At 67.1% G+C, this 13111-nt stretch carries 15 protein-coding genes; all 15 read right to left on the reverse strand.

Going from position 1 to position 13111, the window contains the following annotated elements; translation table 11 throughout:
- Positions 1 to 21 precede the first annotated feature (21 nt).
- A complete protein-coding gene (locus tag AncyloWKF20_RS12155; RefSeq protein ID WP_279314321.1) occupies positions 22 to 1695 on the reverse strand; it encodes a methyl-accepting chemotaxis protein in 1674 nt (557 codons plus the stop codon).
- A 22-nt stretch (positions 1696 to 1717) separates the two neighbouring features.
- Complete coding sequence (locus AncyloWKF20_RS12160; protein WP_279317956.1) at positions 1718 to 2236, reverse strand: hypothetical protein; 519 nt, start codon at positions 2234 to 2236, stop codon at positions 1718 to 1720.
- Positions 2236 to 2619 carry a hypothetical protein gene (locus tag AncyloWKF20_RS12165; RefSeq protein ID WP_279314322.1) on the reverse strand — a complete coding sequence of 128 codons (384 nt, stop codon included), beginning with the start codon at positions 2617 to 2619 and terminating at the stop codon, positions 2236 to 2238. The genes AncyloWKF20_RS12160 and AncyloWKF20_RS12165 overlap by 1 nt, the downstream gene beginning before the upstream one ends.
- Positions 2616 to 3164, reverse strand: a complete 549-nt coding sequence (locus AncyloWKF20_RS12170) for a rod-binding protein (RefSeq protein WP_279314323.1) — start codon at positions 3162 to 3164, stop codon at positions 2616 to 2618. Before AncyloWKF20_RS12170 ends, AncyloWKF20_RS12165 begins: the two co-directional genes overlap by 4 nt.
- Positions 3165 to 3205: 41 nt before the next feature.
- Positions 3206 to 3607, reverse strand: a complete 402-nt coding sequence (locus AncyloWKF20_RS12175; protein WP_279314324.1) for a hypothetical protein — start codon at positions 3605 to 3607, stop codon at positions 3206 to 3208.
- A 1-nt stretch (position 3608) separates the two neighbouring features.
- Positions 3609 to 4361 (reverse strand): flagellar biosynthetic protein FliR, encoded by a 753-nt coding sequence (locus tag AncyloWKF20_RS12180; RefSeq protein WP_279314325.1) that lies wholly within the window; start codon positions 4359 to 4361, stop codon positions 3609 to 3611.
- On the reverse strand, positions 4358 to 6445 hold the full coding sequence (flhA, locus tag AncyloWKF20_RS12185) for a flagellar biosynthesis protein FlhA (RefSeq protein WP_279314326.1): 2088 nt from the start codon (positions 6443 to 6445) through the stop codon (positions 4358 to 4360). Before flhA ends, AncyloWKF20_RS12180 begins: the two co-directional genes overlap by 4 nt.
- 6 nt (positions 6446 to 6451) lie before the next feature.
- Positions 6452 to 6718 (reverse strand): flagellar biosynthesis protein FliQ, encoded by a 267-nt coding sequence (gene fliQ / locus AncyloWKF20_RS12190; RefSeq protein WP_267585165.1) that lies wholly within the window; start codon positions 6716 to 6718, stop codon positions 6452 to 6454.
- 2 nt (positions 6719 to 6720) lie between these two features.
- Complete coding sequence (flgD, locus tag AncyloWKF20_RS12195) at positions 6721 to 7122, reverse strand: flagellar hook assembly protein FlgD (RefSeq protein ID WP_279314327.1); 402 nt, start codon at positions 7120 to 7122, stop codon at positions 6721 to 6723.
- A 10-nt stretch (positions 7123 to 7132) separates the two neighbouring features.
- Positions 7133 to 7531 carry a flagellar biosynthesis repressor FlbT gene (flbT, locus tag AncyloWKF20_RS12200; RefSeq protein ID WP_279314328.1) on the reverse strand — a complete coding sequence of 133 codons (399 nt, stop codon included), beginning with the start codon at positions 7529 to 7531 and terminating at the stop codon, positions 7133 to 7135.
- 10 nt (positions 7532 to 7541) lie between these two features.
- Positions 7542 to 7889 (reverse strand): flagellar biosynthesis regulator FlaF, encoded by a 348-nt coding sequence (gene flaF, locus AncyloWKF20_RS12205; protein ID WP_279314330.1) that lies wholly within the window; start codon positions 7887 to 7889, stop codon positions 7542 to 7544.
- A gap of 16 nt (positions 7890 to 7905) precedes the next feature.
- The gene (locus AncyloWKF20_RS12210; protein WP_279314331.1) at positions 7906 to 8943 is read right to left on the reverse strand and encodes a flagellar hook-associated family protein; all 1038 of its coding nucleotides are present in this window, start codon (positions 8941 to 8943) and stop codon (positions 7906 to 7908) included.
- Positions 8943 to 10397, reverse strand: coding sequence for a flagellar hook-associated protein FlgK (gene flgK / locus AncyloWKF20_RS12215; RefSeq protein WP_279314332.1), 1455 nt, complete (start codon positions 10395 to 10397; stop codon positions 8943 to 8945). The genes AncyloWKF20_RS12210 and flgK overlap by 1 nt, the downstream gene beginning before the upstream one ends.
- A gap of 7 nt (positions 10398 to 10404) precedes the next feature.
- Positions 10405 to 11661, reverse strand: coding sequence for a flagellar hook protein FlgE (locus tag AncyloWKF20_RS12220; RefSeq protein WP_279314333.1), 1257 nt, complete (start codon positions 11659 to 11661; stop codon positions 10405 to 10407).
- Between the two features lie 127 nt (positions 11662 to 11788).
- Positions 11789 to 13111, reverse strand: a complete 1323-nt coding sequence (fliI, locus tag AncyloWKF20_RS12225; protein ID WP_279314334.1) for a flagellar protein export ATPase FliI — start codon at positions 13109 to 13111, stop codon at positions 11789 to 11791.

Below are 13111 nucleotides of genomic sequence, written 5' to 3' on the forward strand. Positions count from 1 at the left end.
CGAGACGCCGGCGGCAGGCGATCAGGCCGCGCGAACACGGTTGACGAAGGTGTCGACCTGGGTGCGCAGGCGATCGGCCTGGGCGGACAGGTCGGCCGCGGAGCGGACGATCTCGTTGGAGACACGGCCGGTATCGGCGGCGGCGGAGCTGACCGTGGCGATGCTGGAGGAAACCTCCTGCGTGCCCTGGGCCGCCTGATGCACGTTCTGGGCGATCTCGCCGGTCGCCGCACCCTGCTCGTCGATTGAGGTGGCGATGGCGGTCGAGATCTCGTCGATGCGACGGATGGTGCCGGAGATGCCCTCGATCGCCTTGACGACGTCGTTGGTGGCTCCCTGGACGGCGGCGATCTGCGAGGAGATCTCGTCGGTCGCCTTGGAGGTCTGCTCGGCCAGCGTCTTCACTTCCATCGCGACCACGGCGAAGCCGCGGCCCGCCTCACCCGCACGCGCCGCCTCGATGGTGGCGTTGAGGGCGAGAAGGTTGGTCTGCGAGGCGATGTCGGTGATGAGGTTCACCACCTGGCCGATGCGCTGGGCGCTGGCGGCAAGGCCGCGCACCACTTCGGCGGTCCCGCTGGCCTGGTCGGTCGCCTCGCCGGCGATCTTGGCGGCGGTGGAGACCTGCGAGCCGATCTCGCGCACCGAGGCGGCGAGCTCTTCGGCGGCGGAGGCGGCGATCTGCACGTTGCTGGTCGCCTGCTCGGCCGCCGCGGCGACCACGGTGGACTGACGCGAGGTCTCGTCCGCCGACTTGTTCATGCTGGAAGCGGAGTGCTCGAGCTGGCTGACGGCGGCGGCCACCGAGCGCACGACGCCCGAAACCTCGCTGTCGAACTGCTCGGCAAGCTGGCGCATGGCGACGCGCTTCTCGACCTCGAGACGCTCGGCCTGCGCGGTCTGCTCGGCCCGCATGGCCTCGGCCTCGCGGATGGTGCCGAGAAGATCAGCCGTGGACCGCCAGAGATCGCCCACTTCGTCGGTGCCCGGATTGGTCTCGACCTCGACATTGAGCTTGCCGCTGGCGACCGCCTTCAGCGTCTCACTGACGCGGCGGATCGGGCGGCTCAGCGTGTAGACGCCGATGAAGAGAGCAGCGCCGATGCCGATCAGCAGGCCGAGGACGGTGGTGGTGATGATCATCTGCCGGGCCCACTGGCCGGTCTCGACGGCCTCCTGGCGCAGCGGCTCGAGGCGGGCGCGGACCTGCTCGACATGGGTGGCGAGCGAGGTCTGCAGCGCCTTGCGGTTGGCGCGGTTCGCCTCGTTGTTACCCTGCTCGTTGGCGGCCTTCGGACCTTCCTCGACGGCGAGGCGCGCGGTCTCCTTGCGGAAGGTGACGAACTTCGCGAGATCGGAGGCGACCTCCGAAAGGCCGAGATCGTCAGTGCCCTCGGTCACCGCCTTTGCATGGGTCAGCGTGGCATTGAGCTGATCGAGGGTCTTCAGCATGCCCGCGGAGAACGGCTTCGCCTTCTCCACCGTGTCGGCCATGTAGGTGCCGCGCGCGTCCATCACCACAGTGCTGATGAGGCCGTTCATCCGCTCGGCGAGGAAAGCCCGCTGCGAGTAACGGTCAAGCTCGTTGGCGAGCTTGGCTTCCGTGTTCAGCGCGTAGAGGGCGAGCCCACCGACAGCGAGGGTGGACAGGCCGAGCACCGCGACGATCGCATAGATTTTGCCGGTGATCTTCATTTGGGATATTCCAATTGATACGTCAGTGGGTCGCGGGTTCAGCTTTGCCGCGAGGTGGCGGATTTGGTTTGGCAGCGGATTTGTCGACGAGCGCACGTATTTCGCTCTTGTCGATGTAATTGACCGAGTCGACGAGCACTTCCTGAACGACATCGCCGTTCAGCTGCTTGTTGGCTCGCTTCTTGATACTGTCGAGAATTTCAGCAAGATTGTACTTTGACATCTTGCCGAACTCGACACGACCATTCATGTAGATCTCGTCGAAGGCGGCGTTGGTGACGAAGACCTGCGGATCGATCGAGATCTTGCGCAGCGTGCCGGCGTCAGCCGTGTAGACCAGCTTGGCGACGACATAGCCGCGCACGACGCCATCGATGATCATGGGCACGTTGATCGCGTCGAGCCGGCGATATTCGAGGCCGGCGAGGAAGGGTTCCTCTTCCGCCTTCACGGCATGGCCGGACGCCCAGTAGACCCCGCCATAGCTCGACAGCAGCGTCACCACGCAGACCCAGAGGCCGATGAGCAGCACCTTGACCATCACGCGCCATACCGTGTCGCGAGGGAGATCGAGTAAGTGCCGTCGGACTCCGCGTCACGCAGCGCGGTGCCGAGAATGGAGGCGACCTCCTGGGCGGCTGCCAGATGCAGCGCGAGCAGCTCCTGATTGCGCAGCAGCTTGCCGCGAAGATTGGCGAGGCGCTCCAGCGCGCTGCCGTCGAGCGCCGCCGGCAGCGCGCGCGCGGCGCGGCTGAGCTCCAGCAGGCTGCGGCTCTTGCGCCGGTTCATCTCGTCGAAATCGAGCGGCAGGCGATGGCGCAACGCCTCGCTCTCCTGCTCGATGGCGTCCTCGAGACGATCGAGCAGACCGAGCAGCAGCGTGGCCGGGGTCGGCGCCGGGGTGTTGAAGGACATCGCGGTCATGAGCGCACTCCGGTGGTCTCGCCGGCGAGCCCGGCGGACTGCGCGGCCGCATTGGCGGCGCCGCGGGTGGCCGAGCTAGCGATGCGCTCGGCCAGGCCGACGCCGCCATGCTTGGCCACCTCGTCGGCGATGCGCTCGGCCAGCATGGAACGCCACACCTGGCCGGCGGTGCCGGAGCCGAACAGCGAGGCCTTGGCCTCGGGCAGGATCGAGTCGACGAAACCGCTCAGCACCATCGACTCGAAGCGGCGATAGGCTGGGGGCGTCGCACCGGTCGGCTTGTCGGAGAGGGCGGTGGCGTTGCGCAGCGCCAGCGAGGAGGTGCCCGCCAGCGGGCTCAAGCCCTCCATCGGCAGGGCACGCGCCGGGGCGGGCGCCGCCGAGCTATTGGCCAGCGCCGCATCGAAGCTCATCGCGTCGGCCGGCAGCGTCGCCGGGTTCGCCGCGGAGGCCTGCCGCAGACGCGTGGCCATGGCCTGCGACTTCTGCGGATCGGCCGCCTTGACGACGTCGAGAATGAGGTCCGAAGGGAGTGAAATGCTCATGTGCCGCACCGTGTGGAATTCGACGGTTGCAGGCTCGCAAATCAGGCTGGTGGGAAGCTTGCGCCCGCCCGGAGAACGCTGGCTTCGAGCGCCTCGTCCAGCGCCAGGCGATCCTCATGCGCGCGCACATCCTCGCGCGCCGCGCCGGTCGAGCGCTCGGCGCGCTTCAGCCGCATCGCCTCGCGCAGGGCGATGGCCTTCTGCGCCTCGATGGCGGCGTTGAGCTGGTCGATCTCGCCGTCGATCACCTTCAGCCGGCGCGACACGAAGCTGACCACGATCGGCGCCAGCCATTCGTCATTCAGCACCGCCATGACCTCGCGCCGATTCGCCTCGGCCTCGGCAAGGCCGCGCTGGAGACGGATCAGCTCATGGTCCGCCCGCTGCTGCAGGCGGGTCTGCAACGCCTCGATGCGCTTCAGCTTGGCCAGCCGGTCCTTCATGTCAGCCGCCCTTCATCCACACGCCGAAGGCGTCGATGAACATGGCCAGCATGTCGTCGGCGATGGCGTAGAGCAGCAGCAGGCCACCCAGCGTCACGAAGGGCATGGCGATGAAATAGACGGGGATCTGCGGCGTCAGCTTGTTGGTGATGCCGACGGCGAGGTTCACGATGACCGAATAGATCAGGAAGGGGCTCGCGAGCCGCAGCGCCAGCACGAAGGTGGCGGACAGCTGATCCACCGCCTGGGTGAGCACGCCGCCGGCGTTCAGCGCCTGGGCCGGGGGGATGCGGCCATAGGAATCCACCAGCGCCCGGATGATCTCCCAGTGCTGGCCGGTGACGAAGATCAGCACCACGGCACCGACGCTGAGCAGAATGGTGATTTCCGGCATCTGCTCGTCTTCGATGGTCATGCCCGCGGGCATGGCGACGCCGATCGACTGGGCGGCCGCCGTGGTGAGCGTCTGGAAGGACAGCACGAAGATGCGCGCCAGCAGGCCGATGATGCCCCCGGTCGCCAGTTCGCTGGCGATGGCGAGCAGAAAGTCCGAAAGCCGCGCGCCCGACAGCGCGACGACGACGCGCTGTTCCAGCAGCGGCAGCAGGGCGAGCGAGACGCCGAGCGCGAGGAACAGCCGCACCTTCATCGGCAGGCGGGCACTGGCGAAGCCGGGCATCAGCATGAAGCAGGCGCCAATGCGGCAGAAGATCAGGAAGCCGGGGACGATCAGCGCGTCCGCCTGCGACATCATGAGATGGCTCCGAGCGAGCGTATCTCGGCGCCGCGGGCGATCTCGACATGGGAGAGCACCGGCAGCGAGGGGAACATGCGCTCGATGATCATGCGCACATAGGGCCGCGCATCCGGGGCGGTAACCAGGGCGAAGCTGCCCGCCGTCTTCATCCGCTCGCGGATCGCCGTGGAGGCTTCCGCGCCGAACTGCTCGACGAGGCGCGGGTCGATGTCGAACTCGGCGACCTCGCCCTTGGAATCGCGCTTCAGGCTCTCATGGAAGGTGAGATCCCATTTGCCGCCAAGGCGCAGCACATTGAGGTGACCGCCCTCGGAGAGATCGCCGCAGATCTGCTGCGCCATGCGCATGCGCACATGCTCGACCACCTGCTCCGAGCGCCGGGCATGCGGCACGATCTCGGCCACCGCTTCGAGGATGAGGTGCAGGTTGCGCACCGAGACGCGCTCGGCCAACAGCAGCTTCAGCACGGCCTGAAGGCCGGAATAGGAGATCTGCGCCGGGCAGATGTCCTCGATCAGCCGCTTGTATTCGGGGTCGAGCCGGTCGAGCAGCGCGCGCATGTCCTTGTAGGACAGAAGCTGCGCCAGATTGTTGGACACGACCTCGCTGGCATGGGTCAGCATGATCGACAGCGCGTCGATGGCGGCGAAGCCCTCGCGCTTCACCTCGGCCGTGTAGGCCTCGGAGACCCAGAGCGCCTTCATGCCGAAAGCCGGCTCGCGCACATCGTCGCCCGGCACGTCCGGGCGCGGGCCCTCGCCGACCACCACCAGCAATTCGCCGATGCGCATCTCGAAAGAGGAGACGACGGTGCCGTGCATGCGGATCTGGTAGGACTTGCCGGGAACGTTGAGCGCCTCGGTCACCTTGATGTCCGGCACCACGAAGCCATAGCGCTCGGCGAATTTGCGCCGCATCTTGCCGATGCGGTGGGCGAGCTCGCCGGGATTGCGCATGACGACGGTGGCGAGCTGCTTGCCGACGGCGATCTCGATCTCGGCCGTGCGCAGCGTCTCCTTGACCGAATCCTTGATATCGGCGGCGAGGGCCTTCTGCGCCTCAGCTTCCTGGGCGCGTGCCATCTCCTTCTGCCGGGCGAGGTGCAGCGGCACCTGGTAGCCGACAAAGGCCATCACGCCGCCCAGCGCCGCGAAGGGCAGGAAGGGCAGGCCCGGCACCAGCGCCAGGCCGAACATAAGGCTGGCGGCGACGTAGAGCGCGCGCGGATAGGCGCCGAGCTGGCCGAGCACCGCCTTGTCGGTCGAACCGCGCGTGCCGCCCTTCGACACCAGAAGGCCGGCGGCGAGCGAGACGATCAGGGCGGGGATCTGCGAGACGAGGCCGTCACCGACTGAAAGGCGGGTGAAGATGTCCGCCGCCTCGCCCAGCGGCAGGCCGTGGCGCGTCACGCCGATGATGATGCCGCCGAAGATGTTGACGGCGATGATGATGAGGCCGGCGACCGCCTCGCCGCGCACGAATTTCGAGGCGCCGTCCATCGAGCCGAAGAAGGAGCTTTCCTCTTCCAGCTCGGAGCGGCGCAGCTGCGCCTGCTTGTCGTCGATAAGGCCAGCATTGAGATCGGCGTCGATCGCCATCTGCTTGCCGGGGATGGCGTCGAGGGTGAAGCGCGCGCCCACTTCCGCGATACGCGTCGCGCCCTTGGTTATGACGAGGAAGTTGACCGTGATCAGGATCACGAACACCACGATGCCGATGACGAAGTCGCCGCCCATCACCAGCTGCGAGAAGCCGGAAATGATGTGACCGGCCGAATGCACCCCGTCCGCGCCATGGGCGAGGATGAGGCGCGTCGTGGCGATGCCGAGCGCGAGGCGCAGAAGCGTCGCGATCAGCAGTACGGTCGGGAAGGCGGAGAACTCAAGCGGCTTCTGGATCCACAGCGACACCATGAGGATCAGCACCGACACGGCGATCGACAGAGCGAGGCCGAAGTCGATCAGCGCCGGCGGGATCGGCAGGAACAGCACCGCGAGGATGGCGACGACGCCGACGGCGAAGCCGATATCGCGGCGTGACTTATGCTCAGTCCCGGCGGTGGTGGCGGTGAGATCGGTCATGACGCATCAGAATCCGGTGCCGATGCGGCCATAGACCTCCTCAGTGAAGGCGAGGATCTGCTGGCCGATGAAGGTGGCGGTGAGGGCGGAAACAACGAGAACGGCGATGATCTTCGGAATGAAGGTCAGCGTGACCTCCTGGATCTGCGTCAGCGCCTGGAACAGGGCGATGGCAACGCCCACCAGCATGGCGGCGGCCACCGCGGGCCCCGAGGCGACGATGATCGTCCAGATCGCCGACTGGACGACATCGAGCGCATCGACCTCGTTCATCCTCAGGACATCCGCACGCCGGAGGTGAGCGCGACTTCGCGCCCGTCGGCGAGCATGGCCATCGGCGCATCGGCCGCGATGCGCACCGAGGTGACCGTGCCGGAGACTGTACCGTCGGCGCTGGTCACCGTTCGGCCGATGGCGGCGTCGGCGATCTGCAGCGAGGAGGAGGTCAGCAGCGAGTCGAGCTTGGCGTTGGCCGACATGCTCTGCTCGACCTGCGAGAACGAGGCGAGCTGGCCCATATACTGCGCCGTGTCCATCGGCTCGGTCGGATCCTGGTACTTCATCTGGGCGATGAGGAGCTGGAGGAACGCCGTGTAGTCGAGCGTCTGCGGCTTGGCGGCGGACGCGGCCGAGGTCGAGGCCGCGCCTGTGGAGGCGAGCGGGTTAACCGATGTCATGGAGCTCTCCTCACGCCGCCTTGGGCGCGCCGGTGTCGAGAATGGCCGCCTCGATCATGAACAGGCGGCGGATCACCCGCAGCGCCTCGAAAAGTCGGCCGGATTCAACGAGTTCGCCGACCTGCGCGAGCGCGGTCACCATCGAGTCGTTGTTGAAGCTGGTCATCAGACCGGCGAGCTGCTGAGTGAACACGGCCTGCGCCGCCTCCATCTTGCGCGGCTCGATCAGCATGGTCTGCACCACGAAATAGAGCTGGCGCAGCGGGGTAGTGGTGTCCTCGACCTGCAGGACGTGGCTTTCCATCAGGAAAGCGACGTCGTTGAGCAGCTCGATCGTGACCTTGCGGTCGACGCGGATCACCGCTCCGTTGAGGAAAATGCGTTCACCGGGTTTCAGCGAAATCAGCATGGGCAGCGCCTCACATCAGGCCGTCACGGATGGAACGATTGACCTCGATGAGGCCGGAGAAGTTGGTGGAGCGTTCCTGCATGATCTGATCCGCCTCCTTGATGACCCAGAGCCCGATGGAGATCAGGTTGCCGCGCAGCGTCTCGGCCAGCTCATTATGCGGGTCGGAGAGGTCGCGGATGAGGAAACCCCAGAGCTTCTGGAGATAGAGCACCGCCTGGGTGGCTTCGGGCGAGGAAGGGCCGTTTTCCTGGGCCTTGGTCAGCAGGGCCAGCGCATGGTCGAGCGCAAGCCGCTCTTCCTCGCGCCCCTCGACACCGGAGTCTCCCAGGATCTCGGCATAGGTGAAGCGATACATGTTGCGACCCTTCCGATCAGACGTAGTTCATGATGGACATTTTCAGTATTCGCGCCGTCAGCGAGTAGGACATCTCGATCTGGGTAGATATCAGGTCCAGCTTCGTCTTGGCTTCCGCGGGGTCCACGGATTCCAGCTTGTCGATGCGCTTGCCGATGGTGTCGAGCCCGCGCTGCATCAGCGAATTCGCCGCCTCAATACGGTTCTGCGAGGTGCCGAGCCGCGTGCTGATCGAGATCAGCTCGCTCGTCCCCGTGCCGGTGAGCGAGCGCGCCTTGTCCATGACCATCGCAAGCGCGGAGCCCCTGAGATGTTCGGTCCCCAGCGCCGCCACCATCGTGTATGCCATCGCAAGCTTGCGCATGGCTGGTTCATTGGCGTTGGCGGAAGTCTCGATGCGCTCGAGCGGCGAGATGCTGCTGCGCAGATTGGTGCTCGACGCGTCCGACCAGGTGGCGCTCCAGCCCGGTTCCTCGAACATCGCGGCGAACTCGTTGTCGATGAAGTTCTCGAGGTCGGCCGCGGGAATGGTGCCGGTGGCCGGATCGGACGGGTCAAAGCCGAAGCGCGTGTTGAACGCGGTCACGATCGCCGCGCCGGGGCCCTCGTCCAGATTATTGATCGGCTTCTGCCCGCTATTGATACCGCCGAACAGATAGCGCCGGCCATCGGTCAGGTTCAGCGTCGAGGTCAGGGCATCGAGAAAGCCCCCCGCCTGCTGCTGCAAGACAGACGCGGCGCCGTCGGCATCGGAGATGCTCGACAGCATCTGCTGGAACTTGTCGGCCTGGGTGCGCATGTCGTCGAGCGTCGCCTGGGTGCGCTCAAGCTGCGCGGCCATGGCCGAGTTGCCGTCGAAATAGCGGCGAACCGAAGCGTCCTCGGCCCGCAGCCGCACGCTTTCCGCCGTGCCGACGCCGAGCGACAGGCCGAGATCGGCGCGCCGGCCGGTGGTCAGCTCCTTGCTCGCATCGGCGAGTTCGGATTGCAGGCGCGGCAGCGCGTTGCGCGGCGAATTCATCACGGTAAGGGTGGAGATGAAGGTCGTTCGCATCAGCGCACCGCCTGCAGCAAGGTGTCGTAGAGATCGTTGATGATCGCGATCAGCTTGGACGACGCCTGATAGCTGCGCTCCAGCTCGAGCTGGCGGGCATATTCGTCGTCCATGTTGATGCCGGTGGCGTTGGACAGCGCGTCGGAGGCGTGCGCCAGCAGCGCCTTCTCGCTCTCCGCCTTGGTGGAGGCCGCCTGGCGGGCGCCTTCCAGCCAGCCGACGGAGGCCTGGCCAAAATCGGCGAGGCTCGCCGAGCTGCCGATCTCGGCGGCCGGATCGAAGCTGCGCACCGCCGAGACGCTGGTGTGCAGCCGGCGGATTTCATCGGCGAAGCTGGCGGCACCGGTCGCGTTCGCCTCATAGGCCGCGCCGTTGATGCCGCCGTCGCGCAGCAGGGTCAGCGTGCCACCCTGCGCGCTGTCGACGGCCGGGTTGACCGCGATGCGGCTCGCCGCACCGGTGGAAGTGGCCGGCAGCGTGCCCGAACCGTCGGTGAACAGGCCCGGCATGTCGGGCGCGCCGCCGCCGGTGTGGTCGATCTCGGCGAAGGCGCTCATCAGCCCCTGCGCCATCTGGTCAAGCTGGTTCTCGAACACCACGCTCGTGCGGTCGCGCAGTTCGGCGAGGCCGACCAGCCGGCCCGAGCGCAGCGGCATGGTGGCGTCGTCGCCGGTGACGCTGACGCCATCGACCATCACCGCCCGGCCGGTCATGCCGGCGGTGAGGACGGGCGTGGTGGTGAAGCTCACCGTGCGCGGGCGTGTCTCGAAGAGGGTCGCGCCGCCATCGGTGTAGATCAGCATGTCGTTATTGCCGCGGCTGATCGCGGTGACGCCCATCTCCTCGGCGAGCGAGGCGAGCAGCGTGTCGCGCCGGTCCATCGCGTCGGTCACGTCCGCGCCGATCGCCGTGCCGCGCACGACGGTGGTGTTCTCCACCTCGAACTGCTTCAGCAGGTCGTTGACGCGGCTGACCGAGCGCGCCATCGCGGTGTCCGCATCGGTGCGCACCTTGTGCACGGCATCGGCCGCCGTGTTCAGCGAGGTCGCCAGATACTGTGCCTTGACCACCACCTCGCCGGCGATGGAAGGGTCGTCCGGCATATTGGCATATTGCGCCAGCGCATCGGACAAGGCGCCGAGGCGCGCCGCCGGGGAGGCGTCGGATTCGGGATCGCCCACGGTCGTCTGCAGCCGCTCCAGCCCATTGAGCAACGCCTGCTTGTCGGCAGTGTGCGAGGTGGCGGTGAGCATGCGCGTGAAGAGCGCGTTGTCGCTCGCGCGCGACACGCTGATCACGGTCGCCCCGCCATCGCCCATGGTGGTGGTGATGGCAAGCTTGCGCGATGTGCCAGCCTGACCGGCCCCCGAAATGTTCCGCGCCGTCGTCTCGATCTGCGAGGACGTGCTGAACAGCGAGGACCGGGCGGCGTTGAAGGCGACCGAGAGGCTCATTTACGCCTCACCGCTTGAGGTTCATCAAGACGTCGAGCAGTTCCGAACCGGTCTGGAACACCTTGGAATTGGCGGTGTAGTCGCGCTGGGCGGCGATCATCTCGGTGAGCTCGTTCGCCATGTCGACATTGGAGCGTTCGGTGGCGCCGGAGATCATCGAACCGAGGCCGCCATCATTGGCGAAGCCGACCTGGATGGCACCGGATTCGTTGGTGGTCTCGAACACATTGCCGGCCTTCGGGTTCAGCTTGTCCGGGCTGGTGACGAATGCGAGCGGGATCTTGTAGAGCGGCGACTTGCGCCCGTTCAGGTCGATGGCCGAAACCACGCCGTCCTTGGCGATTTCAACGCCCGACACCGAGCTCGGCGCGTTGCCGTCCACCGTCGCCGAAAGCGGGGTGTAGCCGTCGGCGAGCTGGGTCATCCCGGTGAGATCGAGCGTCAGCGTCTGGCCGTTCGGCACGTTGAGCGCGAAGCTCGGCGTCGAGGTCAGGTTGCCGAGATTGTCGAAGGTCAGCGCCTGCGAGGCGAGCGGGGCCGCCGTATAGGGGAAGTCGCCGGTCGCCGGCGCGTCAGCGCGGTCGAACACCGTCATTTCCCATTCGATGGGCGCGTTGCTGGTCTTGCTCAGGAAGAAGTCGAGCGTCACCTCGTTGCCGAGATTGTCGAAGGTGACGAGCGAGGACTTCTGCGAATAGGTCGAGGTCGCCGAATTGTCGGCCGGGGTGTCGCCAGCGATGGCGGTATCGGCCGAGGGCAGGTTGGCCGCGAAGGTGCCGACACGGCTCGGATTGGCCGCGAGGCGCACATCGGCGACCTTGACCGCCTGCAGGGCGCCGGCGCCATTGAGAACGACGTCCGGGTCGCCGGCGGTGATGTCGTAGCCCATCAGCGTGAAGCCGGCGGTGTTCACCAGATTGCCGGTCGAGGCATCCACGGCGAAGGAGCCGGCGCGCGAGAGATAGGACGTGCCGTCGGGATCGGCGACCAGGAAGAAGCCGTTGCCCTGAATGGCGAGATCGGTCGCGGAGGTCGTGTAGTTGAGCGCCCCCTGCTGGCTGACCGAATAGCGCACGGAGGTGTTCACCGCGCCGGAATTATACTCACCCGTGCCGCTCTGCAGCAGCAGGGTGGAGAATTCGGTGGTGGAGCGCTTGTAGCCCGCGGTGTTCGAGTTGGCGATGTTGTCGGCAATGGTGCCGAGCTTGTTCGACTGCGCCGACATACCGGATACGCCGGTGCGCATCATGCCGTAGAGGCTCATCTATTCACTCCTGACTGGGCGTGCTCGCATATGAGCCGCTGTGGCTTGCGCGAAACTGGCGCTCGCTCTCGGAACCGGAAGCTCCGCCGGAAATGGCTGAGCTGCGAAGGACTTAGTCGCGAATGGTCTAGCCGCGAATGGCTTGGGCGAGTTCGGCGAAGGGATCCCCGCTCGGCGGGGAGTCGGCGTATTGGCGCAGCGCGTCATAGATGCGCGGCACCACGGTCACGGCCTGGTCGAGCTCGGCATCGGTGCCGGGCGTGTAGCCGCCCATGAGCCGGAGATCCTTGGTGTCCTCGAAGCGGGCGATCAGCCCCTTCAGCCGGCGCACCAGCTCGCGCTGCTCGGGCGACCAGACGAGATCGGCGAGGCGCGAGACCGAGCGCAGCACGTTCACCGCCGGGAAGCGGCCCTGATCGGCAATGGCGCGGTCGAGCACGATGTGCCCGTCCAGCGTGCCGCGAATGGCGTCGGCGACCGGGTCGTTATGGTCGTCGCCATCCACCAGCACGGAGAACACGGCGGAGATCGAGCCGGTGCCCTCGCGCCCCGGTCCCGCCCTCTCCAGGAGGCGCGGTAGGGTGCTGAACACGCTCGGCGCATAGCCGCGCGCCACGGCGGGCTCACCGGCCGCCAGCGCCACGTCGCGCGCGGCATGGGCGTAGCGGGTCACACTGTCGACGATCAGCAGCACGCTGTCGCCGGCATCGCGGAAATACTCGGCCACGGCGAAGCCGGCGCGCGGCGCGAGGCGGCGCATCATCGGACTTTCATCGCTCGTGGCGACGACGACGACCGCGCGGTGCCGGTTCGGCGCCAGCGGACCTTCGAGGAATTCGCGCACCTCGCGCCCGCGCTCGCCGACAAGGGCGACGACCACCGTGTCGAAGCCCTGGCAGCGCGCCAGCATGGAGAGCAGCGTCGACTTGCCGACGCCCGAGCCGGCGAAGATGCCGATGCGCTGGCCCTCGCAGAGCGGGGTGAACAGGTCGATCACCCGCACGCCGGTGTGCAGCGGCTTGTCGATGCGCGAGCGGCTCATCGCCTCCGGCGGGTCGGCGTCGAGCGGCATGGCGACATCGCCGACGAGCAGCGGGCCCTGCCCGTCCAGCGGCTGTCCGAGCGCATTGATCACCCGGCCCTTCCAGGAAGGATCAGGGCGGAAGGAAAGCGGCCCGCTCTTATAGGCGCTGGCGCCCATGCCGAGCGCCACGCGCTCGTCGAACGGCTTCACCGTCGCGCCGTCGCCATCGAGGCGGACCACCTCGCCGATGATGCGGCGGCCCTCCGCCTCCACCGAGACGCACTCGCCGAGGCGCAGATGGGCCGACAGGCCGGCGACGCGGAAATGGGTCGGCGCGACCTCGCGCACCGTGCCGCTCGCGCGCACCAGCGGGATCTCCACCAGGCTCGACTGAACCGCCGCCTCAAGACGCCTGAGCGCGTTCAT

The organism is Ancylobacter sp. WKF20 (assembly GCF_029760895.1).
Classification (GTDB): domain Bacteria; phylum Pseudomonadota; class Alphaproteobacteria; order Rhizobiales; family Xanthobacteraceae; genus Ancylobacter.

What these genes read in the sequence shown, in the direction of transcription:
- AncyloWKF20_RS12155 (WP_279314321.1), bottom strand. Translation starts at nt 1,695, where the DNA reads ATGAAGATCACCGGCAAAATCTATGCGATCGTCGCGGTGCTCGGCCTG.
- AncyloWKF20_RS12160 (WP_279317956.1), bottom strand. Translation starts at nt 2,236, where the DNA reads ATGGTCAAGGTGCTGCTCATCGGCCTCTGGGTCTGCGTGGTGACGCTG.
- AncyloWKF20_RS12165 (WP_279314322.1), bottom strand. Translation starts at nt 2,619, where the DNA reads ATGACCGCGATGTCCTTCAACACCCCGGCGCCGACCCCGGCCACGCTG.
- AncyloWKF20_RS12170 (WP_279314323.1), bottom strand. Translation starts at nt 3,164, where the DNA reads ATGAGCATTTCACTCCCTTCGGACCTCATTCTCGACGTCGTCAAGGCG.
- AncyloWKF20_RS12175 (WP_279314324.1), bottom strand. Translation starts at nt 3,607, where the DNA reads ATGAAGGACCGGCTGGCCAAGCTGAAGCGCATCGAGGCGTTGCAGACC.
- AncyloWKF20_RS12180 (WP_279314325.1), bottom strand. Translation starts at nt 4,361, where the DNA reads ATGATGTCGCAGGCGGACGCGCTGATCGTCCCCGGCTTCCTGATCTTC.
- flhA (WP_279314326.1), bottom strand. Translation starts at nt 6,445, where the DNA reads ATGACCGATCTCACCGCCACCACCGCCGGGACTGAGCATAAGTCACGC.
- fliQ (WP_267585165.1), bottom strand. Translation starts at nt 6,718, where the DNA reads ATGAACGAGGTCGATGCGCTCGATGTCGTCCAGTCGGCGATCTGGACG.
- flgD (WP_279314327.1), bottom strand. Translation starts at nt 7,122, where the DNA reads ATGACATCGGTTAACCCGCTCGCCTCCACAGGCGCGGCCTCGACCTCG.
- flbT (WP_279314328.1), bottom strand. Translation starts at nt 7,531, where the DNA reads ATGCTGATTTCGCTGAAACCCGGTGAACGCATTTTCCTCAACGGAGCG.
- flaF (WP_279314330.1), bottom strand. Translation starts at nt 7,889, where the DNA reads ATGTATCGCTTCACCTATGCCGAGATCCTGGGAGACTCCGGTGTCGAG.
- AncyloWKF20_RS12210 (WP_279314331.1), bottom strand. Translation starts at nt 8,943, where the DNA reads ATGCGAACGACCTTCATCTCCACCCTTACCGTGATGAATTCGCCGCGC.
- flgK (WP_279314332.1), bottom strand. Translation starts at nt 10,397, where the DNA reads ATGAGCCTCTCGGTCGCCTTCAACGCCGCCCGGTCCTCGCTGTTCAGC.
- AncyloWKF20_RS12220 (WP_279314333.1), bottom strand. Translation starts at nt 11,661, where the DNA reads ATGAGCCTCTACGGCATGATGCGCACCGGCGTATCCGGTATGTCGGCG.
- fliI (WP_279314334.1), bottom strand. Translation starts at nt 13,111, where the DNA reads ATGAACGCGCTCAGGCGTCTTGAGGCGGCGGTTCAGTCGAGCCTGGTG.